Origin of the sequence: Paenibacillus pedocola (genome assembly GCF_031599675.1) — a bacterium.
Lineage (GTDB): Bacteria > Bacillota > Bacilli > Paenibacillales > Paenibacillaceae > Paenibacillus_AQ > Paenibacillus_AQ pedocola.
In genome coordinates, this window is record NZ_CP134223.1 from 678907 (window position 1) to 701052 (window position 22146).

Consider the following 22146-nt stretch of genomic DNA (forward strand, 5'->3'; position numbering starts at 1 on the left):
GACGGTAAGAATTAACCATGAGTATAATGAATCCAATAATCAAGGGAGGCACGTAATGAATAAGCCAAATGAAATTATCGTCGTTCTCGATTTTGGAGGACAGTATAACCAACTTATCGCGCGCAGAATTCGGGACCTGGGGGTATACAGCGAGCTTCTGCCGTACAATACGCCAATTGAGAAGATCAAAGCACTTTCACCGAAGGGGATTGTTTTCTCCGGGGGACCAAGCAGTGTTTACGCTGAGGATGCACCTCACGTGGATCCGGCTATTTATGATCTGGGACTGCCGATTTTTGGGATTTGCTATGGTATGCAGCTTATGGCCCACCAGCAAGGCGGAAAGGTTGAACGTGCGGACAAGCGGGAATACGGCAAAGCCAACGTTGACTTTGAAATGGGCGCTGTACTTGCTACCGGACTGGAGAGCGGTCAGACTGTTTGGATGAGCCACGGCGATCATGTAGTGGAGCTTCCAACCGGATTTAAGCTCGATGCCGGCACAGAGAGTGCTCCGATTGCGGCAATGAGTCATGTAGACCGCAAATTCTTCGCGGTGCAGTTCCACCCTGAGGTACGCCACTCCGTGAACGGGAATGAGATGATCTCGAACTTCCTGTACGAGGTATGCGGCTGTGAAGGCAAATGGACGATGGAATCCTTTATTGAGGATGCCGTTAAGGATATCCAGGATAAAGTCGGCGACAAAAAAGTGCTCTGCGCCCTCAGCGGCGGTGTAGACTCCTCGGTAGTAGCGATGCTGATTCACCGGGCGATCGGCGATCAATTGACCTGTATGTTCATTGACCACGGCCTGCTCCGCAAAGGCGAAGCTGAGAGCGTAATGGAAACCTTTGTCGGCAAATTCGATATTCATGTCGTGAAGATTGACGCACGGGAGCGTTTCATGAGCAAGCTGGCCGGTGTCTCCGACCCTGAGCAGAAGCGTAAGATTATCGGCAATGAATTTATCTACTGCTTCGACGAAGAATCGGCCAAGCTGGGTGATTTCTCGTTCCTGGCCCAAGGTACGCTGTATACGGATATCGTAGAGAGCGGAACGGCAACCGCACAGACCATCAAATCACATCACAATGTCGGCGGCCTGCCGGAAGACATGAAGTTCAGCCTGATCGAGCCGCTGAATACACTGTTCAAGGACGAAGTCCGCAAGCTGGGTGAAGAGCTGGGCATGCCAAGCGCGATCGTCTGGCGTCAGCCGTTCCCAGGTCCGGGACTGGCTATCCGTGTGTTGGGTGAAGTTACGGAAGAGAAGCTGCAGATCGTCCGTGATTCCGACTACATTCTGCGTGAGGAAATCGCCAAGGCCGGTCTGGACCGGGAAATCTGGCAGTATTTCACCGCCTTGCCGAACATGAAGAGCGTTGGCGTTATGGGGGATGAACGTACCTATTCCTACACCGTAGGTATCCGTGCGGTCACTTCCATCGACGGCATGACGGCCGACTGGGCGCGTATTCCATGGGATGTGCTGGAGAAAATCTCCGTTCGCATCGTCAACGAAGTAGACAACGTCAACCGTATCGTCTACGACGTAACCTCCAAGCCGCCTGCAACGATTGAGTGGGAATAGGCTGAAAACTAGATTTCATAAAAAATACAGGAGCTGGAGTGCCGTTTACGGCGTCTCCGGCTCTTTTTTTTTAAGATAAGAACTATGCCGGTAGTACAGAGTGGGCCTCTCTAGCCCAGACGAAATGAAAGGTATAAATCCCACTGAATGTGCGAAAACCAGCTTTGGCAGCAAAAAGAGAGGTATAAATCCCTCTGAGGTTACGAACTTTCAGTTGACTCCCCCTCAACCAACCCGATTCACCTCAGTACACCTCAGTTCAACTCAATTCACCCACCCATCCACCCCAAACCAATCCAGTTCAATCCATCTCAATCCATCTCAATCCATCTCAATCCATCTCAATCCATCTCAATCCATCTCAATCCATCTCGACTCATCTCCTCTTGTCTCATTTCATTTCTTCACATCGTACACTTGCTCATCCGTATGGGTAATAGTTCTCCACTGCATTTCTCCTCCCATTCCTCTCATTCCTTCCGTTCCTCCCCCAAAATACCGCTACACATCATCGGTATCTCCTGCATAACCCCGAAAAATTAGGGCATTTCTAGAACAGAAGGGAATTTCAGGACGGGAGTGTGCAGGAATCCGATCCATTCATTGCATGACTCAGCCGTATTCTGGAAGTCTGGGGGCCTAAGCCGCGTGGCGGATTCATGAAATTGTCTTATTTACGAACAATAACAAAAACATTACGTACAATGTTCGTATTTCCCATTGACAAGTCATGTCATGTACACCTAAAATAAAAAAGCGTTGAGCAACATAAATATTCGTATAATTCCGGGGATCGGCCCGGAAGTCTCTACGAGGTCACCGTAATGACCTGGCTACGATTAAGAAGAGCGATTCCATGAGGACCTTCGGCCTTTCCGGCTTGGGGGGAGATAAGGGACCTTCTCTTTTTTCGGGCCGGTGTCTAATCAGATACCGGCTTTTCTATGGGCTCAGACACAACATACACCTTAGGGGGAGAACCATTTGAACCGCTTTTTCAAACTGAAAGAAAACGGCACTACAGTACGCACAGAGATTATGGCCGGATTGACCACGTTTATGGCTATGGCTTATATCCTGTCGGTGAACCCCGGCACGCTCACAGCCTTCGGCCGCATTGATATGGGCTGGTATTCTGTATTTCTGGCTACAGCACTTGCAGCAGGTATTTTTACAATTGCCATGGGACTGTTCATTAATTTCCCGGTAGCTCTGGCACCTGGTATGGGCCTTAATGCATATTTTGCTTCCGTAGTTTTAGCTTCGCAAACGACTGATCATCCTTTCAGCTGGCAGATGGGTCTGACTGCGGTGTTTATTTCCGGTCTGATCTTTATTCTGCTAACCGTCACCAGGGTGCGGCAAATATTGCTCACCGCTATTCCTGACAGTCTGAAGCATGCGATTACAGTCGGCATCGGGCTCTTCATTACAATTATCGGTCTTAAGAACAGCGGACTTATGACGATCGGCGTGGAATCCGGTAGCGACATTGCTGCTAACAAGTTTACAGATGTTCTTTCCTTTGAAACGGTTATTCATATGGGCAGCCTGGAAAATACGAACGTTCAGCTGGTAATCATCGGTCTTCTGCTGATCGCCGTACTGATGGTACTGCAGGTACGCGGTGCAATTCTGTTCGGTATTCTGGGTACTACATTGGTCGCCATTCTTATGGGCGCGGTTGATTTCAGCACACTTAACAGCCCGCAAACCCCTTGGGTTCCAGATTTCACGCAGCTGAACTTCATGGAATTTGACTGGGACGGCATCATGCACACCGGTATTGTTTCGGCGATTGCCACCTTTACCTTTGTTGAATTGTTTGATACTTTTGGCACGCTGGTAGGTACTGCTGAACGTGCAGGAATTATGAAGGACAAAGAAGAAGGTAAGAGACGCGTCGGAAACGCGATGTTCGTAGATGCGATCGCTGTTACAGGCGGTGCTATGCTCGGTACTTCCACTACAACGGCTTATGTCGAAAGTGCTGCCGGTGTTGCCGAAGGCGGCCGTACAGGTCTGACTGCCGTAACTACAGGTGTCTGCTTCTTGCTCGCCTTGTTCCTGGCTCCGGTAGTCGCGCTGATTCCTGGTTCAGCTACTGCAGCGGCCCTGATTATTGTAGGTGTGCTTATGGCTCAATCGATCCGTGAAATTGATTTTCAGGATATGGTTTATGCAATTCCGGCCTTCCTGACCTTTGCGATTATGCCGTTTACTTATAACATTGCTAACGGGATTTCGTTCGGGATTGTAACTTATGTAATCCTTGCGGGCGTAGCAAATGTGGCCGGCAAGAAGAAATATGATATCCACTGGATGATGTGGGTGCTGGCAGTTCTGATTATTCTGCGTTATGTTCTGATCGGAAGCCAAGGCTAAGCCTCACAACTTATTTAATTGGATTGCTAACGGCTCCTTCAGAGATGAAGGGGCCGTTTTTTTTGTATCTTTTTTTCTCCTCGCTTACAGCTTCAAAATAGGACAAAGAGCTGCTCCGGACTTTTCATCATCCGGTATTTAGATTATATTGTTGAAGAGGTGATGTAAGTTGTCCGGCTTCCTTAATAGGACATATAACTCCTGCAAGAGCAACCCGTGGCCTTTGCTGCTTTTTGTGCTGGGGGCGGTCATCCGGCTGGTTTACATAGGATCGGTTCCGCCGGGCTTGAATCAGGATGAGGCATCTATAGGCTATGACGCTTACGCTATCCTTCATTATGGGATAGACCGCAGCGGTGTTCATTTGCCTATTCATCTAACCGCCTGGGGCAGCGGACAAAATGCGCTGTATGCGTACTTGTCGATGCCGTTCCTGCTGCTGTTTGGACTGACACCGCTATCGGTGCGGGCTCTGAGTGCTGTAATGGGACTTATCGGAATGCTCTTCTTCTATTTAATTATGAAGCAGCTGTTTACTACAAGAACTGCCGGTATAGCTGCCATGTTTTTTATTGTCATCAATCCGTGGCATATCATGATGTCAAGATGGGCCCTGGAATCCAATTTGTTTCCAACCCTGATTTTGATAGCTGTATATTGTATTCTGAAATCCTTTCATTCCCCAAAATGGATATTTGCTTTTACCGCTGTACTGGCTTTATCGCTATATGCTTATGGTACAGCCTATTTTTTTGTTCCCGTGTTTGCCTTAGGGACTGCAATTCTTCTATTGTATAGTAAAGTCCTGAAAGTCCGTACGCTGCTCTGGAATGGGCTGCTGTTTGTATTGCTTGCCCTGCCCATATTATTATTTATAGTAATTAATCATTATGACCTGCAGGCGATAACGACTCCGCTGCTGACTGTTCCGAAGCTGACGATGCCGCGGGTGGAGCAGATTTCTTCTGTATTCAGCGGGCAGCTGCTGCAGACAGCCTCAGACAATTTCCGTGAATTCATTCAAATTATGCTGAGCGGAAGCGACGGATTGCCCTGGAATTCAATATCCTGGTATGGCTATGCCTACCCGGCTGCATTGCCCTTTGCACTCCTTGGACTTATTGTGATGATACAGGCGCTGAGGCGGCAGGGGCGGAAGGAAGCGGGGGGGGCGGTAATTCTGCTCTGGCTCCTGACAGCTATACTGATGGCCTTTATCACCAATGTGAATATTAACAGGATTAACATCATTTTTTATCCGCTGATTATGCTGGTTGCGGCGGGATTTATCTGGTTGCACCAAAAGTTAAAAATCGCCGGCATTCTGTCTGCTGCTGCTTTTACAGTGATGTTCGCCTCATTTACAGGAGTATATTTCCGTGATTTTCCCGATAGGATCGGCCCGGCGTTTTTTGATTCTCTTGGTGAGGCAATACAGTATGCCTCTGAGCACAGTACCGGAGAAGTCTACGTTACGGATGAAGTCAATATGCCCTACATTTATGTCCTGTTTTATGAGCAAATCAATCCACATGATTTTCTGGAATCGGTTGTCTATTCCAACCCCGGAGATGCATTTCAACAGGTCTCTTCGTTCGGCAGATACAGGTTCGGCAAGCCGGCTGGTTTAACCGGGAACTCGGCATATATCTTTAGGAACAGTACCCCTCTCCCCGCAGCGGCGGAAGGAGGGTATACGGTTAAGCGATTTACCCATTACAGTGTATTACTCTCTACAGAGCATCAAGACGGGGATGTCCCTCTCGATCCTTCAACGGACAAAGGATTTTATAACGGAGGATTTGAAGAGGGTGCCGCCGGCTGGAGCTTTTCGGAGGGGACAGGGGTGGCAAGCAACAATCCCGGCTCCGGAACTTATCTGGCTTACCTTGATGCAGGCGCAGACAAAACAATCACCCAGGCCTTCACAGCACAAGCACCGCCGGGAGAATACAAGCTGTCTGTCCTGGTGAGTGCCGGCGGCGGAGGCGGAAAGGTCGGGCTGCGCGTGAATGGGATCTTGCAGGCTGAAGCGGATCTGACAGCAGGAGAAGAATATCATCAGATTACACTGCCGGCGGTTGCCCTTCATCAGGGCGATCAGGCGAAGGTTATTATAACCGGCGGAAACGGCTGGATTAACATTGATGAGGTGAGGTTGGAACGATGATCAAGAATACACGCGCGGCTGCAATCCTTGTATTAATGCTGCTGATGTTCGTACTTCCTGTAACAAGTATTTATGCGGAAGGAAATCTGCTGCAGAATCCGGGTTTTGAAGAAGGGGAAGAAGGAGTGCCTGCCGGCTGGACGAAGGATGCCTGGATTGCCGGAGACAGCTCCGGTCTTCTGTCGGTTCAATCTGAGGAAGTTCATTCCGGCAGTAAAGCGGCAGTCATTGAGAATCTTGAACCGAATCATTTGAAATGGGTCCAGAATATTACCGTCACGCCGGACAGCTACTACAAGATTTCCGGATATATCAAAGTCGCCAGCACTGCCGGCCAAGGCTTAGGCGCGAATATTTTCCCGGTTGGTATTGGCGGCGGGTACCCGGCTACAACGGATACCGGCGGAGACTGGCAGTATCTGGAGTTCATCGGCCAGACCGGGAAAGAGCAGACTGAGCTCGGCATAGGTGCAGCTCTGGGCGGGTACTCCAGTCTGATTCAGGGCAAAGCTTATTTTGATGACTTGTCTGTAGAACAATTGGATGCTGCTCCGGAAGGAGCGAGTGTTATTTTGCTGGATAGCGGCGCAGCGGCCCAGGCGGGAGGCAGTGATGCTGAAGCGCCACCGCACAAAGTGTCACCAGCTAAGCTTTTGCTGATCTCGGCAGTATTCAGCGTATTTTTTGCTCTTCTATATAATAGAGCTTTGCGCAGCAACAAGCTGCTTCAGCAGCGGGAAAGTGTCTATACGAGATGGATTTATATCGTGTTTGCTGCTGCTTTTATTCTGCGTATTTGGATCGGCCTAACAGCTAAGGGGTATCAGAATGATATGAATACCTTTATTGCCTGGGGCCAGCGCCTAGTCGACAGAGGTCCGGGCGGATTCTATGAGGAGGGCTACTTCGCAGATTACCCGCCGGGTTATTTGTACATATTGTATCTGCTGAGTGCAATCCGCAGCCTGTTCGGCTTCGCGCATGGCTCGGGCGGGGAGACGCTGCTCTTTAAGCTGCCGGCCATTGTGTCGGATCTGGTGCTGGGTGCTCTCATTTACCGGATCGGACGCAAGAAGCTCGGGTCTGGTATAGCTTTAGGCCTAATGCTGCTGTTCCTGTTCAATCCGGCGGTATTGATGGACTCTGCGGCCTGGGGCCAGGCGGACTCCTTCTTTATGGTGTTTCTGCTGCTCAGTATTATGGGCGCTGCAGATAAAGCCTTTGTCCGCTCTGCCATCTGGTTTGCGATTGCTGTGCTGGTTAAGCCGCAGGCACTGATTTTTACGCCTGTGCTGCTGCTGGCTTTCTATCATCACCGGGCCTGGAAGCAGCTGGCGGTGGGTGCCCTTTACGGGCTGGGGATATTCGTCCTGCTGGCGGCTCCGTTTTTCTGGAATAACGGCGGTTTAGGCGGACTGATTGATTTATACAAGAGTACCTTATCGTCCTATCCTTATTCTACGGTGAATGCCTTCAATCTCTATGCCCTCACGGATCCTATGTGGTCGTCCATGGATCTGACGTGGCTGGGAATTACTTATCGCACGTGGGGCTTTATTTTCATTCTTGCAGCAGTAGCCGCGGCGGTATATTTTTCCTTCAAAAAAGACCGCAAGGAGCTGTCCAAATCCTACTTCATCGGTATGGTTCTGATCGTCATTATGTTCGTGCTGGGCACCAAAATGCATGAGCGTTATATCTATCCGGCCTTGATTCTCTGTTTGTTTAGCTACATAGAGAGCCGCGACCGGCGGTTCCTGACCTTGTTTCTGGGGTTCACCTTAACGCAGTATATCAATGTTGGTTATACACTGGCCCATCTCAATGCCGGGAATAATCCCCCGTCGGACGGAATCGTGCTGGTTACTGCGATTGCCAATCTTGCTTTGCTGGTATATACGCTGTACACCGGGTATATGGTATATGTCCGCAAACAGACGAAGCTTCTCGCGCCTCCGGCTACGGACACAGAGAAGCATGCTGCTGATATAGCACTTGCCGAAGGCATACGTCCGCTGGAGCAGAAGAGCAAAGCTAAGTTCAAGCTGCTGCGTAAAGACTGGGTGTGGATGCTTTCCATTACTGCCGTCTATGCAGTGCTTGCGCTAATTAATCTGGGGTCAACCAAAGCACCGGAAACCTTATGGGAGCCAGCGGCGAGCGGCGAGAGCTTCTTTGTCGATCTGGGCCAGAGCAGACAGCTGGAACGTGTAAATGTATTCGGCGGTGTAGGCACCGGCAAATTCAAGCTGGAATTCAGCGAGACTCCGGATACCTGGAGCAGTCCGCTGGACGTGAATGAGGAAGTGGGGAATGTATTTATCTGGAAAAGCCAGCCTTTGAATGTAGCGGCAAGATATGTGAAGCTGACCGTTACTTCGCCTGGCTTTACCCTGAATGAAATGGCCTTCTATGAACAAGGAGGAGGCAAAACTCCGCTTCCCGTAACCAGTGTCACTCCGGATGCCGCAGCAGCTGCCAAAAGAGGCGAGCCTGCGAATCTGTTCGACGAACAGTCTGTCATCCCGGAGAACTCCAATTTTATGAACAGTACGTATTTTGATGAGATTTATCATGCGCGCACAGCATACGAATATTTCCACGGTATTGTGGCCTATGAGAATACCCATCCGCCGCTTGGCAAAATTCTGATCGGAGTGGGGATGGAGCTGTTTGGCGTAAATCCGTTTGGCTGGCGGATTATCGGCACCCTGTTTGGGGTTGCCATGCTGCCGCTGATCTATATCATGGCTCTGCGGTTATTCCGGAAAAGCCGTTACGCCGCGCTTGCCGCCGGACTGTTCGCACTTGATTTCATGCACTTTACACAGACACGCATCTCGACAATAGATGTCTATGGCGTCTTCTTCATCATGTTAATGTTCTATTTCATGCAGCGCTATTTCACAATGAACTTTTACCGCGAACCGCTGCGCCGGACACTGGTCCCGCTGTTCTGGTCCGGTCTTTTCTTCGGCATCGGCGTCGCCTCTAAATGGATTGTGCTGTACGGCGGTGCCGGGCTGGCTGTTATGCTGGCTCTCTCGCTGTTCGAGCGTTATAAGGAACATGCAGCAGCAGGACGTGTGCTCGCGGAAGGCAAGCTGAGTGATCAGGAGGTCAAGACCGCCTGCCTTACAGCAGACAGAACCTTCTGGAAAAACACCGTCATTACACTGGCAAGCTGCATCGTGTTCTTTGTAGTCATTCCTGCCGTTATCTACGGATTGTCCTTTATCCCGGTGCTGTCCGTTACGGCCGAGGGGTACACGATTAAGGGGCTGATCGAAGCCCAGAAAAATATGTATGACTACCACAGCCAGCTGGTGGCTACCCATCCGTTTGCCTCTTCCTGGTGGGAATGGCCGTTTATGAAACGTCCAGTATGGTTCTTTAGCGGCGGCGAAGGCTTGCCTGAAGGTCAAGTAAGCAGTATTGTCACTATAGGCAATCCGTTGATCTGGTGGACCGGAATTTTCGCTATGCTTGGTGTGGTTTATCTTACCGTGAAGCGTAAAGACAAGAGCCTGTACATGCTCTGGATCGCCTTTTTCTCGCAATACGTGCCTTGGATGCTCGTTCCGCGTGAGACGTTCCTGTACCATTATTTCGCTATGGTGCCGTTCATGATTCTTGCGATTGTATATGTAATGAAGCTGCTGGACAGCAAATATCCCGAAGCCAAGTATATCCGATATGCTTATGTAGCCCTTGCGGCACTGCTCTTTATCCTATTCTATCCGGTGCTGTCGGGTATGCAGGTGAGCGGCGATTATGTCAACACTGTGCTGCGCTGGTTCCCTTCCTGGGTGTTCTAGGAGCCAGCCGGTTTTATAATTACCATACTTTTAGGAGGAACAAGGGTGAAAGCCAGATACAGTGTAATTGTCCCGATGTACAATGAGGAGGAGGTCATTCAGCATACGTATGAACGTCTCCGAAAAGTAATGGACGAATGCGGCGATTCCTATGAGCTGGTCTTCGTCAACGATGGCAGCCGGGACCGTACAGCTGAGATTATGCGCGGTATCAGCAGCCGGGACGAACATGTCAAGCTGATTGACTTCTCGCGCAATTTCGGCCATCAGGTCGCTATTACGGCCGGGATGGATTATGCCGAGGGGCAAGCGGTGGTTGTCATTGATGCGGATCTTCAGGACCCGCCTGAGGTCATTTTGCAGATGATCGCCAAGTGGAAAGAGGGCTATGAGGTAGTCTACGCCAAGCGGCTTAAGCGCCATGGGGAGACACTGTTCAAAAAAGTGACCGCCAAGCTCTTCTACCGTTTGCTCAGCAGCATGACGAGCGTTGAGATTCCTACGGATACCGGCGACTTCCGGCTGATTGACCGCAAAGTATGCGATGTGCTGCGTGGACTGAAGGAGAAGAATCGTTATGTCAGAGGTCTGGTGAGCTGGGTGGGCTTCCGGCAGACGATGGTTGAATATGTACGGGAGGAGCGGTTCGCCGGAGAGACTAAGTACCCGCTGAAGAAAATGATCCGGTTTGCGCTCGACGGCATCACCTCCTTTTCACATAAGCCGCTCAAAATAGCCTCATATATAGGCTTTTTCCTGTCCTTCTCCAGCTTCCTGTACCTGTTCTTTGTATTGTTTCAAAAGTTATTTACTTCCTGGACGGTTCCCGGCTGGGCTTCCATAGTGGGTGTCAATTTACTATTTAACGGTATCGTGCTGATGCTGCTTGGGGTAATCGGAGAATATATCGGACGTATTTATGATGAATCCAAGGATAGACCGCTCTATATCGTGCGCGAAACCAAAGGCTACCGTGACGGAGAGCATGATGAAATGCGAGAGGACAATGACGATGGCAGATAAGAGGCTGAACGCGGGGGTTATCCAGTTTTTAAAATTCAATGCCGTAGGGCTGCTGAATACGCTGATTGATTTTGCAGTATTTACCCTGCTTCATTCACTGGGGATGATCAATACCCCGGCACAGATCATTTCTTATAGTGCAGGAACAGCAAACAGCTTCTTTTGGAACAAAAAAGTGACTTTTCGTGACCGTGACGCCGTTAAGGCTGGATCTGACCGGCTGCAGCTGGTGAAATTTATCGTACTCAATCTGGTGGTGCTTGGAATATCAGTGCTGCTGATGCATCTTCTGACAGACAGCTTCGGGCTTCAGGTATTGATTGCCAAGGTGCTCGTTACGTTTGTCACTGTGATTATCAATTTCTTCGGAAGCCGCATGTGGGTATTTTAAGACAAATATTAGAACAGGGCTTGCCCGGTTCCAGACTAACGGGGTGATGTATATGCGGAAGTTTTCCTATTTGATTATACTGGCCGGAATCCTTGTCATGCTGTATCCGAAAGCGAACGAGTGGTATAACGACAGACAACAGGATAAATTGCTGAAAGAGGCCGAACAGGCTTATAGTGAGATAGCCCCGACCTCTCAGCCGGATCTGGAAAAACCGTACGCAGAGGTGACTCAACTGCTCACAGAGGAATCAGCAGATGAAGAACAGGTGCAGCCATCAGCACAGCCCTCCCCGGAGATTAAGGTGGGCGGTAAGATCATCGGAATTATCCAGATTGACCGGATTGACTTGAAGCTGCCTGTTTTAGAGGGGGCGACCAAGTCTAATATGAAGCATGCTGCTGCCCATATGAAGGAGACGGCTCCGCTCGGCGAAGTCGGAAATGCAGCTATTGCCGCTCACCGGTCAAGAACTACGGGAAGACTGTTCAACCGGTTGAATGAAGTGAAGATTGGAGACACAATCTCGATCAAAACGAGTACAAAAGAGTACCAATACGAGGTTTATGATATTTCCGTAGTAGAGCCGACGGATGTATCGGTGCTGAATGGAGATAACATTAATAAAATCCTTACTCTGATTACTTGTGATCCGCTGGTAAATCCGACACACCGCTTGATAATCCACGCAAAATTGTCCTGATTTGAGGCTAAGGAGCTGTGACCCGAATTATGAAGAATTTTAGTGGAAAATGGTAGGAATCTAGCAATTTGGGGCTTGTATATAGATGACAATATGATACTATATAACTATAAAAGCTATACACGATAACGGCAAACCTATCGAAAGGTAGGGACGCAAAGCTAGAGGGCCTTCCCGAAAGGATGGCAGCCAGCTACCGAATGAGGGGCTTTTTTTGTTTGCTTTTTTGAGAGAAATCTAGCATTTATTGGTAGATGAGAGAACAGATAAAGCTGCAACGATAACGGCAAACCTATCGAAAGGTAGGGACGCAAAGCTAAAGGGCCTTCCCGAAAGGATGGCAGCCAGCTACCGAAAGGGGTTTTATCCAATGAAAAAGTTCTATTTTATGTTATTAACGTTGTTTGTCGTAGTCACTTCCGTTCAGACAAGCCCAGCTTCAGCTGCAACTGCAACTACGGGCTGGTTAAATACAGCGAAACTGGATCAGGGCGTTGTCGAAGTTTCCTATGATGTCCCCGCAGACAAGCGTATCAAAGTCATGATCACTAAGGATGGCAACAGCTACACCTACAACTTATATGCTTTTCAATCCACAGAATCCTTTCCACTGCAACAGGGGAATGGCACATATAAAGTATCTATTCTTGAGAATACAAGCGGCAACAAATATAAAGTAATTTCTTCCGAAAATGTAGAACTTAACTTGAGCAATGCCAACGCCGTATACCTGAGTTCCGTACAGAACGTCAAATGGAGCTCCTCCGATAAATCCATCCAGAAAGCTAAACAGCTTACGCAAGGCCTGACAACAGATGAAGCTAAAGTAACAGCCATCTATAACTACATTGTTGCAAATGTGAAGTACGACTACAAACTGGCTGCAACTGTAACGCAGGATTATATCCCCAAGAACGACAACACATTGCTCACCAAAAAAGGGATCTGCTACGATTATGCTTCGCTATTTGCAACCATGCTGCGCAGTGAAGGAATCCCGACTAAATTGGTAATGGGCAATACCAGTTATGTTTCAACGTACCATGCTTGGAATGAAGTATTGCTTAACGGTAAATGGGTAACAATCGATACAACAGTTGATGCCGGGTTGACTAAGAACAGTAAAGAAACAGCATTGATCAAAATAGCAAGCAAATATAGCGCTGCAAAATTCTATTAATAATTCATTATATAAACCCCAGACAATACGTGAGATAACCTGCTTAAGGATTAAGCAGGTTATCTTTTTTAGTTAAGGGGGTTGCTTTTCAATAGGTATCTGCGGTATTATAGGTAAGCGTTGTTAGAGCGCACGAAAGTTTGACTGAAATGACCGAATAAGAAATTTCAGAAAAAGCTTGCGTTTCTAAATCAAACGTGATATATTATAAGAGTTGCTGGTGGCGAGCTAATCGACACTGACAACGAGCTTGATCTTTGAAAACTGAACAACGAGTGAGTATCGGAAATCACTTCGGTGAGATCCGAAATTAGAGAATGCAAATTCTCGTCAGATGTTTCAAAATGAGCAATCGCTCTTTCTAAATACCAATTTGGAGAGTTTGATCCTGGCTCAGGACGAACGCTGGCGGCGTGCCTAATACATGCAAGTCGAGCGGAGCTTATCCTTCGGGATAAGCTTAGCGGCGGACGGGTGAGTAACACGTAGGCAACCTACCCCTCAGACTGGGATAACTACCGGAAACGGTAGCTAATACCGGATAATTCCTTTTCTCTCATGAGAAAAGGATGAAAGGCGGAGCAATCTGCTACTAAGGGATGGGCCTGCGGCGCATTAGCTAGTTGGTGAGGTAACGGCTCACCAAGGCGACGATGCGTAGCCGACCTGAGAGGGTGAACGGCCACACTGGGACTGAGACACGGCCCAGACTCCTACGGGAGGCAGCAGTAGGGAATCTTCCGCAATGGGCGAAAGCCTGACGGAGCAACGCCGCGTGAGTGATGAAGGTTTTCGGATCGTAAAGCTCTGTTGCCAGGGAAGAACGTCCGGTAGAGTAACTGCTACCGGAGTGACGGTACCTGAGAAGAAAGCCCCGGCTAACTACGTGCCAGCAGCCGCGGTAATACGTAGGGGGCAAGCGTTGTCCGGAATTATTGGGCGTAAAGCGCGCGCAGGCGGCTATTTAAGTCTGGTGTTTAAACCTTGGGCTCAACCTGGGGTCGCACTGGAAACTGGATGGCTTGAGTACAGAAGAGGAAAGTGGAATTCCACGTGTAGCGGTGAAATGCGTAGATATGTGGAGGAACACCAGTGGCGAAGGCGACTTTCTGGGCTGTAACTGACGCTGAGGCGCGAAAGCGTGGGGAGCAAACAGGATTAGATACCCTGGTAGTCCACGCCGTAAACGATGAGTGCTAGGTGTTAGGGGTTTCGATACCCTTGGTGCCGAAGTTAACACAGTAAGCACTCCGCCTGGGGAGTACGGTCGCAAGACTGAAACTCAAAGGAATTGACGGGGACCCGCACAAGCAGTGGAGTATGTGGTTTAATTCGAAGCAACGCGAAGAACCTTACCAGGTCTTGACATCCCTCTGAATCCTCTAGAGATAGAGGTGGCCTTCGGGACAGAGGAGACAGGTGGTGCATGGTTGTCGTCAGCTCGTGTCGTGAGATGTTGGGTTAAGTCCCGCAACGAGCGCAACCCTTGACTTTAGTTGCCAGCAGGTAGTGCTGGGCACTCTAGAGTGACTGCCGGTGACAAACCGGAGGAAGGTGGGGATGACGTCAAATCATCATGCCCCTTATGACCTGGGCTACACACGTACTACAATGGCCGGTACAACGGGAAGCGAAACCGCGAGGTGGAGCCAATCCCAGCAAAGCCGGTCTCAGTTCGGATTGCAGGCTGCAACTCGCCTGCATGAAGTCGGAATTGCTAGTAATCGCGGATCAGCATGCCGCGGTGAATACGTTCCCGGGTCTTGTACACACCGCCCGTCACACCACGAGAGTTTACAACACCCGAAGTCGGTGGGGTAACCCGCAAGGGAGCCAGCCGCCGAAGGTGGGGTAGATGATTGGGGTGAAGTCGTAACAAGGTAGCCGTATCGGAAGGTGCGGCTGGATCACCTCCTTTCTATGGAGAATCGTTTCCTGCAACGGAAACATTCAAATCGGAAGCTCAGCTTCCAAAACTCAGGTTTAGGCCTGTTACTCACTCGTTGGTCAGTTTTGAGAGTTTAAGCTCTCAGCAGTACCTTGATCCTTGAAAACTGGATACCGAAACGAATTTGCGTTTTAGAATATTCCTTTAAGCTGAACTTGTGTAAACAAGTTTCAATTATAGCGATGCTGGCGGTTTCCTTCGGGAGAACGCATTGGTTAAGCTAATAAGAGCACACGGAGGATGCCTAGGCGCCAGGAGCCGACGAAGGACGTGGCGAACAACGAAACTGCCTCGGGGAGCTGTAAGCAAGCTTTGATCCGGGGGTGTCCGAATGGGGAAACCCAGCTGTGGTAATTCGCAGTTACTCACATCTGAATACATAGGGTGTGTAGAGGCAGACCAGGGGAACTGAAACATCTAAGTACCCTGAGGAAGAGAAAACAATAGTGATTCCGTCAGTAGCGGCGAGCGAACGCGGAACAGCCTAAACCAAGGGGCTTGCCCCTTGGGGTTGTGGGACGTCTCACATGGAGTTACAAAGGAATATGGTAGGTGAAGAGGTCTGGAAAGGCCCGCGATAGAGGTAAAAGCCCTGTAACCTAAACTGTATTCTCTCCGAGACGGATCCCGAGTAGTGCGGGGCACGTGAAACCCCGTATGAATCCAGCAGGACCATCTGCTAAGGCTAAATACTACCTGGCGACCGATAGTGAAACAGTACCGTGAGGGAAAGGTGAAAAGCACCCCGGAAGGGGAGTGAAATAGAACCTGAAACCGTGTGCTTACAAAAAGTCAGAGCCCGATCTATGGGTGATGGCGTGCCTTTTGTAGAATGAACCGGCGAGTTACGTTTAACATGCAAGGTTAAGGTGAGAAGCCGGAGCCGCAGCGAAAGCGAGTCTGAATAGGGCGATTTAGTATGTGGACGTAGACCCGAAACCGTGTGATCTACCCCTGTCCAGGGTGAAGGTGCGGTAACACGCACTGGAGGCCCGAACCCACGTATGTTGAAAAATACGGGGATGAGGTGGGGGTAGCGGAGAAATTCCAATCGAACTCGGAGATAGCTGGTTCTCCCCGAAATAGCTTTAGGGCTAGCCTCGGTGAATGGAGTGGTGGAGGTAGAGCACTGATTGGGTGCGGGGCCCGCAAGGGTTACCAAGCTCAGTCAAACTCCGAATGCCATTTACTTCTTGCCGGGAGTCAGACAGTGAGTGCTAAGATCCATTGTCAAAAGGGAAACAGCCCAGACCATCAGCTAAGGTCCCCAAGTGTGTGTTAAGTGGGAAAGGATGTGGAGTTGCACAGACAACCAGGATGTTGGCTTAGAAGCAGCCACCATTGAAAGAGTGCGTAATAGCTCACTGGTCGAGTGACTCTGCGCCGAAAATGTAACGGGGCTAAACACACCACCGAAGCTATGGCTAGATGCTTTGCATCTGGGGTAGGGGAGCGTTGTATGTGGGTTGAAGGTGTACCGTAAGGAGCGCTGGACAGCATACAAGTGAGAATGCCGGTATGAGTAACGAAAAGATCAGTGAGAATCTGATCCGCCGAAAGCCCAAGGTTTCCTGAGGAAGGCTCGTCCGCTCAGGGTAAGTCGGGACCTAAGGCGAGGCCGAAAGGCGTAGTCGAAGGACAACAGTTTGAAATTACTGTACCACCGTAATCCGCTATGAGCGATGGGGTGACGCAGGAGGGTAGTGACGCGGACTGATGGATGTCCGTCTAAGCAGTGAGGCTGGTGTGTAGGCAAATCCGCACATCGTAAGGCTGGGCTGTGATGGGGAGCGAAAATTATAGTAGCGAAGGTCATGATCTCACACTGCCAAGAAAAGCCTCTAGCCAGGAGAAGGTGCCCGTACCGCAAACCGACACAGGTAGGCGAGAAGAGAATTCTAAGGCGCGCGGAAGAACTCTCGTTAAGGAACTCGGCAAAATGACCCCGTAACTTCGGGAGAAGGGGTGCCTCGGTAGGGTGAATAGCCCGAGGGGGCCGCAGTGAAAAGGCCCAAGCGACTGTTTAGCAAAAACACAGGTCTGTGCGAAGCCGCAAGGCGAAGTATACGGGCTGACGCCTGCCCGGTGCTGGAAGGTTAAGGGGAGTGGTTAGGAGCAATCCGAAGCTATGAACCGAAGCCCCAGTAAACGGCGGCCGTAACTATAACGGTCCTAAGGTAGCGAAATTCCTTGTCAGGTAAATTCTGACCCGCACGAATGGCGTAACGACTTGGGCGCTGTCTCAACGAGAGATCCGGTGAAATTTTAATACCTGTGAAGATGCAGGTTACCCGCGACAAGACGGAAAGACCCCATGGAGCTTTACTGCAGCTTGATATTGAATTTGGGTACGATCTGTACAGGATAGGTGGGAGCCGTAGAGGCAGGAGCGCAAGCTTCTGCGGAGGCGCCGTTGGGATACCACCCTGATCGTATCTAGGTTCTAACCTGGTACCCTAAGCGGGTACGGGGACCGTGTCAGGCGGGCAGTTTGACTGGGGCGGTCGCCTCCTAAAGAGTAACGGAGGCGTTCAAAGGTTCCCTCAGAATGGTTGGAAATCATTCGAAGAGTGCAAAGGCATAAGGGAGCTTGACTGCGAGACCTACAAGTCGAGCAGGGACGAAAGTCGGACTTAGTGATCCGGTGGTACCGCATGGAAGGGCCATCGCTCAACGGATAAAAGCTACCCTGGGGATAACAGGCTTATCTCCCCCAAGAGTCCACATCGACGGGGAGGTTTGGCACCTCGATGTCGGCTCATCGCATCCTGGGGCTGAAGTAGGTCCCAAGGGTTGGGCTGTTCGCCCATTAAAGCGGTACGCGAGCTGGGTTCAGAACGTCGTGAGACAGTTCGGTCCCTATCTGTCGTGGGCGCAGGAAATTTGAGAGGAGCTGTCCTTAGTACGAGAGGACCGGGATGGACGTACCGCTGGTGCACCAGTTGTTTCGCCAGAAGCATGGCTGGGTAGCTACGTACGGACGGGATAAGCGCTGAAAGCATCTAAGCGTGAAGCCCCCCTCAAGATGAGATTTCCCAATTAGTAAGACCCCTTGAAGACGACGAGGTAGATAGGTTGGAGGTGGAAGTGCAGTAATGCATGGAGCTGACCAATACTAATCGGTCGAGGGCTTATCCAAATTTCGAAGAATGCAGATTCGTTTCGGATTCAGTTTTCAGGAATTAAGGTTCCTGAAGCATTTACGCTGTAAATGCCCGTTTGGTGGCGATAGCGGAAGGGTTCCACGCGTACCCATCCCGAACACGACCGTTAAGCCTTCCAGCGCCGATGGTACTTGGACCGAAGGGTCCTGGGAGAGTAGGACGCCGCCAAGCACATGAAGCCATTGTTGAGTTATCGACAATGGTTTTTTTTGTGTCTTTTAGTAATGGGGATAAGTGTCATGGGGATGATGAAGCATTGTTATAAAGTGTGTGTATAACCAGTAAAAATAGCGGAAAAGAAAACTTATGCACATGTGGATAGATTCTTAAAGTGCCTATAAATTTAAAAGTACTCCCCAATTTGTGTGGATAGAGATATAGATTGTGTGGATACTTCACTGGATAATGTGAATGAATACGTAGAGGAGCGTAAAGTTATGGACAAGCAGAGTAATCTTTTGTGGACAGAGGATTTTACGGTACATGCTAGTGACACTGACTTTCAGTCCAGAGGCAAGCTTTCCTTTCTTCTGGATATTATGCAGCGTGCTGCGGATTCAGCTGTAGGCAGTCTGGGGTTAAGTATAGATAAAATGCTTGAGGCAAGAATGGGCTGGATGGTTATTACGCTTATTGTGGATATTCACCGTTTGCCTTACCCAAACGAAATTCTTAAAGTACATACATGGAGCAAGGGGAACAAGGGAGCACTCTGGCAGCGTGATTATAGGATTTTTGACGAGAATAGCGTAGAAATTGCGGCGGCGCGCTCGATCTGGGCTCTTGTGGACATTGATAAACGAAAGATTCTCCGGCCGTCTGCCTTGCCGATAGCAGTAGAGCCCTATCTTGAGGATTCTGTAGGGAGTCTGCCGGATAAAGTGAGGATTCCCGCTGATGTTCCTATGGAGGAAGCTTATCGTTATCAGGTTAGGTATAGCGGACTCGACAATAATGGACACCTTAACAATGTACGGTATGTAGATTTATGCTGTGATGCCCTCACTTTAGAGGAATGGGAAGAGTCGAGGCTAACCGGCCTTCAGATAACTTATGCACAGGAAGCGAAGTATGGTGAGGATTTTAGTATTATGCGGTCTTCCCTTACTGAAGAGGGCATTTATGTACGGGGCCAAGGCGAGGATCGGGTATTTTTTGAGGCTTGTCTGAGGTTTGGACAATAGGTTCTAGAACGGCGCTGCAGCTGCTCGGATTTAAGGGGCTGCATGAATAAAGCCATATCCAAATAAGTCTGTGTCTGCTGAGCAGATTCGGGCTTGTTTGCCGTTAAGACAGGGTTGGAGTCGATGAAACAGCCTGATGATTTGCAGGCTTTTGAATAATGGTATAATAAATTGTTGATTTGGAAGGGAGAGAATTATGAAAGTATTAGTGCTTGCGGAGAAGCCTTCGGTTGCGCGCGAGATTGCGCGGGTGATGGGCTGCGGGAATAAACAGAAGAGTTACATTGAAGGTCCTAAATATGTCGTAACCTGGGCGCTGGGGCATCTGGTCGGCCTGGCTGAGCCGGAGGATTATAATCAAAAATTTGCTGCCTGGGCATTGGAAGACTTACCTATTCTGCCGGAAAAAGCCAAGCTGAAGGTATTGCGGGAGACAAGCCAGCAGTACAAGGCAGTACAGCAGCTGATGAAGCGCCAGGATATTGAGGAACTGATCGTCGCCACGGATGCTGCGCGTGAAGGGGAGCTCTTGGCACGCTGGATTATGAATATGGCGGGCTGGAAAAAGCCGTTCCGGCGGCTGTGGATCTCTTCGCAGACGGATAAGGCCATTAAGGAAGGGTTCACGTCGCTGCGCCCCGGGCGGGATTTTGACCGGCTCTATGAATCAGCCCGCTGCCGTGCTGAAGCGGACTGGATGATCGGGCTTAATGTTACCCGGGCACTCACCTGCAAGTTCGGTGCGCCCCTGTCAGCCGGCCGGGTGCAGACACCGACTCTGGGCATGATTATGGACAGGGAGAATGAAATTACCGGCTTCCGTTCCCAGGAGTATGAGCAGCTGACTGCCGATTTCGGAAGCTTTCAGGCAGGCTGGCGTGCCCCGGGCGGGGACGGGCGTATTTTTGAGAAGGAGAAGGCAATTGCGCTTAAAGACAAGCTCACTGGAAGCACAGGACGGATCACAAAGGTGCAGAAAAGTGAAAAAATCGAGCCGCACCCGCTGGCTTATGATCTTACAGAGCTGCAGCGGGATGCTAACCGTAAGTTCGGATTCTCGGCCAAGCAGACCTCGAGTGTGCTGCAGCGGCTGTATGAGCAGCATAAGCTGGTTACTTACCCTCGTACGGATAGCCGCTATCTGACTTCCGATATGACAGGGACTCTGAAGGAACGTCTGGATAGCGTTGCAGTCGGCCCTTATGCGGCATTAGCACGGCCGCTGCTGCGTAAGCCGCTGCCGATAACGAAACGGATCGTGGATGACAGCAAGGTAAGCGATCATCATGCGATTATTCCAACCGAACAGACGGTTCTGCTGAATCTGCTCAGTGCAGAGGAGCGGAAGCTCTATGATCTGATTGTCCGCCGCTTTATCAGCCTATTCTATCCCCCCGCCCGTTATGATGCCGTTGCAGTAACGGTAACCGTTGAAGGAGAGAGCTTTCATGTCAAAGGCACGACAGTAAAGGATGCCGGCTGGCGTGAGGTTTATGGCGGAGATATGAGCAGTGATGAAGATGAGGAGAATACGGCAGAGGAGCCGGCAGCCAGCACGGTGAAGCTGCCTGAGCTTCGCGAAGGCGAGACTGTAAAAGTGCAGCGCTGTAATATCCGTCCGGGGCGGACACAGCCGCCAAAGTGTTATAATGAAGCTTCACTGCTGACTCAGATGGAGAAGCACGGGCTGGGAACCCCGGCCACACGCGCAGATATCATCGAGAAGCTAGTTAGCTCAGACACGATTGAACGCCAAGGCAATCTGCTGCATCCGACCGGCAAGGGCAAACAGCTGATAGGACTGGTGTCGGCGCAGCTGCGCACACCGGAGCTGACCGCGCGCTGGGAAGCCGAACTCGAGAAGATCGCCCGCGGGCAGGGTAAGCCGGAGCCTTTCCTTCAGGGTATCCGCAGTATGGCACAGGAGCTAGTATCCGGTGTTAAGAGCAGCGGAGCGGAATACAAACCGCATAACGTCTCCAGCAGCCATTGTCCGGAATGCGGAACAAGGATGTTAGAAAAGAAGACGAAGCGCGGCAAGCTTCTGGTATGTCCGGCAGACGGCTGCGGTTATACCCGGGCAGGAGAGAAGAAGCTGTCCAACCGGCGCTGTCCGCAATGCCATAAGAAAATGGAGCTCAAAGAGGGCAAGGCTGGGCTCTACGTACAGTGTTTGGGCTGCGGAATAACCGAAACCATGGATAAGGACCATAAACATATCAATAAGCGTGAGCAGCAAAAGCTGGTACAGCAGTATAGCAAGCCGGAAAGTGTAGGCTCAAATCTTGGCGATCTGCTCAAAGCCGCTATGGAAGCAAAGGCAAAGGGAGAATAGTCCGAGCTGGTTTACTGTGGAATTTTATTCCTTAATAAGGGAATTAAATTCAGATAAAGATCGAACGGCCTTGTACAGGTTGTTTGTGAGAGGTGCGTGAACAAGACTGCGGAGATGATCTGCAGTCTTGTTCAGGTTGAAGGATTGCGCAGATTAAAAGCGTGAGAGCATACTGTGATTTTTGCTTACGTGAAATGAAATAAGTTGCTACTGTTATATGTAAGAGAGATATGGTTTACTGAAAGAATTAG

General features: G+C 50.0%; 10 protein-coding genes, 3 rRNA genes and 3 riboswitches. All 13 genes read left to right on the plus strand.

Annotation, left to right across the window (positions count from 1 at the left end; genetic code table 11):
• Positions 1 to 55 precede the first annotated feature (55 nt).
• The 13 genes from guaA (at position 56) to QU597_RS03060 (ending at position 21895) form a co-directional block, all read left to right on the plus strand.
• Positions 56 to 1594, plus strand: coding sequence for a glutamine-hydrolyzing GMP synthase (guaA, locus tag QU597_RS03000; RefSeq protein WP_236335890.1), 1539 nt, complete (start codon positions 56 to 58; stop codon positions 1592 to 1594).
• Between the two features lie 756 nt (positions 1595 to 2350).
• A riboswitch (purine riboswitch) is annotated at positions 2351 to 2450 on the plus strand.
• A gap of 128 nt (positions 2451 to 2578) precedes the next feature.
• Positions 2579 to 3979 (plus strand): NCS2 family permease, encoded by a 1401-nt coding sequence (locus tag QU597_RS03005; RefSeq protein WP_310831305.1) that lies wholly within the window; start codon positions 2579 to 2581, stop codon positions 3977 to 3979.
• A gap of 223 nt (positions 3980 to 4202) precedes the next feature.
• On the plus strand, positions 4203 to 6149 hold the full coding sequence (locus QU597_RS03010) for a glycosyltransferase family 39 protein (RefSeq protein ID WP_310831306.1): 1947 nt from the start codon (positions 4203 to 4205) through the stop codon (positions 6147 to 6149).
• The gene (locus tag QU597_RS03015) at positions 6146 to 9967 is read left to right on the plus strand and encodes a phospholipid carrier-dependent glycosyltransferase (protein ID WP_310831307.1); all 3822 of its coding nucleotides are present in this window, start codon (positions 6146 to 6148) and stop codon (positions 9965 to 9967) included. Before QU597_RS03010 ends, QU597_RS03015 begins: the two co-directional genes overlap by 4 nt.
• Positions 9968 to 10012: 45 nt before the next feature.
• A complete protein-coding gene (locus QU597_RS03020) occupies positions 10013 to 10990 on the plus strand; it encodes a glycosyltransferase family 2 protein (RefSeq protein WP_310831308.1) in 978 nt (325 codons plus the stop codon).
• Complete coding sequence (locus QU597_RS03025; RefSeq protein WP_310831309.1) at positions 10980 to 11381, plus strand: GtrA family protein; 402 nt, start codon at positions 10980 to 10982, stop codon at positions 11379 to 11381. Before QU597_RS03020 ends, QU597_RS03025 begins: the two co-directional genes overlap by 11 nt.
• Before the next feature lie 52 nt (positions 11382 to 11433).
• Positions 11434 to 12084, plus strand: a complete 651-nt coding sequence (locus QU597_RS03030) for a class D sortase (RefSeq protein ID WP_310831310.1) — start codon at positions 11434 to 11436, stop codon at positions 12082 to 12084.
• Between the two features lie 120 nt (positions 12085 to 12204).
• Positions 12205 to 12285: riboswitch (cyclic di-GMP riboswitch) on the plus strand.
• 74 nt (positions 12286 to 12359) lie between these two features.
• Positions 12360 to 12440: riboswitch (cyclic di-GMP riboswitch) on the plus strand.
• Positions 12441 to 12454: 14 nt separating this feature from the next.
• Positions 12455 to 13264: a transglutaminase-like domain-containing protein gene (locus QU597_RS03035; protein WP_310831311.1), complete on the plus strand. Its 810-nt coding sequence runs from the start codon at positions 12455 to 12457 to the stop codon at positions 13262 to 13264.
• Between the two features lie 370 nt (positions 13265 to 13634).
• Positions 13635 to 15182, plus strand: a 16S ribosomal RNA gene (locus QU597_RS03040).
• A gap of 243 nt (positions 15183 to 15425) precedes the next feature.
• A 23S ribosomal RNA gene (locus QU597_RS03045) occupies positions 15426 to 18351 on the plus strand.
• Between the two features lie 79 nt (positions 18352 to 18430).
• Positions 18431 to 18547, plus strand: a 5S ribosomal RNA gene (rrf, locus tag QU597_RS03050).
• The 16S, 23S and 5S rRNA genes sit together here, the layout of an rRNA operon.
• Positions 18548 to 18762: 215 nt before the next feature.
• Complete coding sequence (locus QU597_RS03055) at positions 18763 to 19560, plus strand: acyl-[acyl-carrier-protein] thioesterase (protein WP_310831312.1); 798 nt, start codon at positions 18763 to 18765, stop codon at positions 19558 to 19560.
• Positions 19561 to 19756: 196 nt separating this feature from the next.
• The gene (locus QU597_RS03060; protein ID WP_310831313.1) at positions 19757 to 21895 is read left to right on the plus strand and encodes a DNA topoisomerase III; all 2139 of its coding nucleotides are present in this window, start codon (positions 19757 to 19759) and stop codon (positions 21893 to 21895) included.
• Positions 21896 to 22146 lie beyond the last annotated feature (251 nt).

What these genes read in the sequence shown, in the direction of transcription:
- guaA (WP_236335890.1), top strand. Translation starts at nt 56, where the DNA reads ATGAATAAGCCAAATGAAATTATCGTCGTTCTCGATTTTGGAGGACAG.
- QU597_RS03015 (WP_310831307.1), top strand. Translation starts at nt 6,146, where the DNA reads ATGATCAAGAATACACGCGCGGCTGCAATCCTTGTATTAATGCTGCTG.
- QU597_RS03025 (WP_310831309.1), top strand. Translation starts at nt 10,980, where the DNA reads ATGGCAGATAAGAGGCTGAACGCGGGGGTTATCCAGTTTTTAAAATTC.
- QU597_RS03030 (WP_310831310.1), top strand. Translation starts at nt 11,434, where the DNA reads ATGCGGAAGTTTTCCTATTTGATTATACTGGCCGGAATCCTTGTCATG.
- QU597_RS03035 (WP_310831311.1), top strand. Translation starts at nt 12,455, where the DNA reads ATGAAAAAGTTCTATTTTATGTTATTAACGTTGTTTGTCGTAGTCACT.
- QU597_RS03060 (WP_310831313.1), top strand. Translation starts at nt 19,757, where the DNA reads ATGAAAGTATTAGTGCTTGCGGAGAAGCCTTCGGTTGCGCGCGAGATT.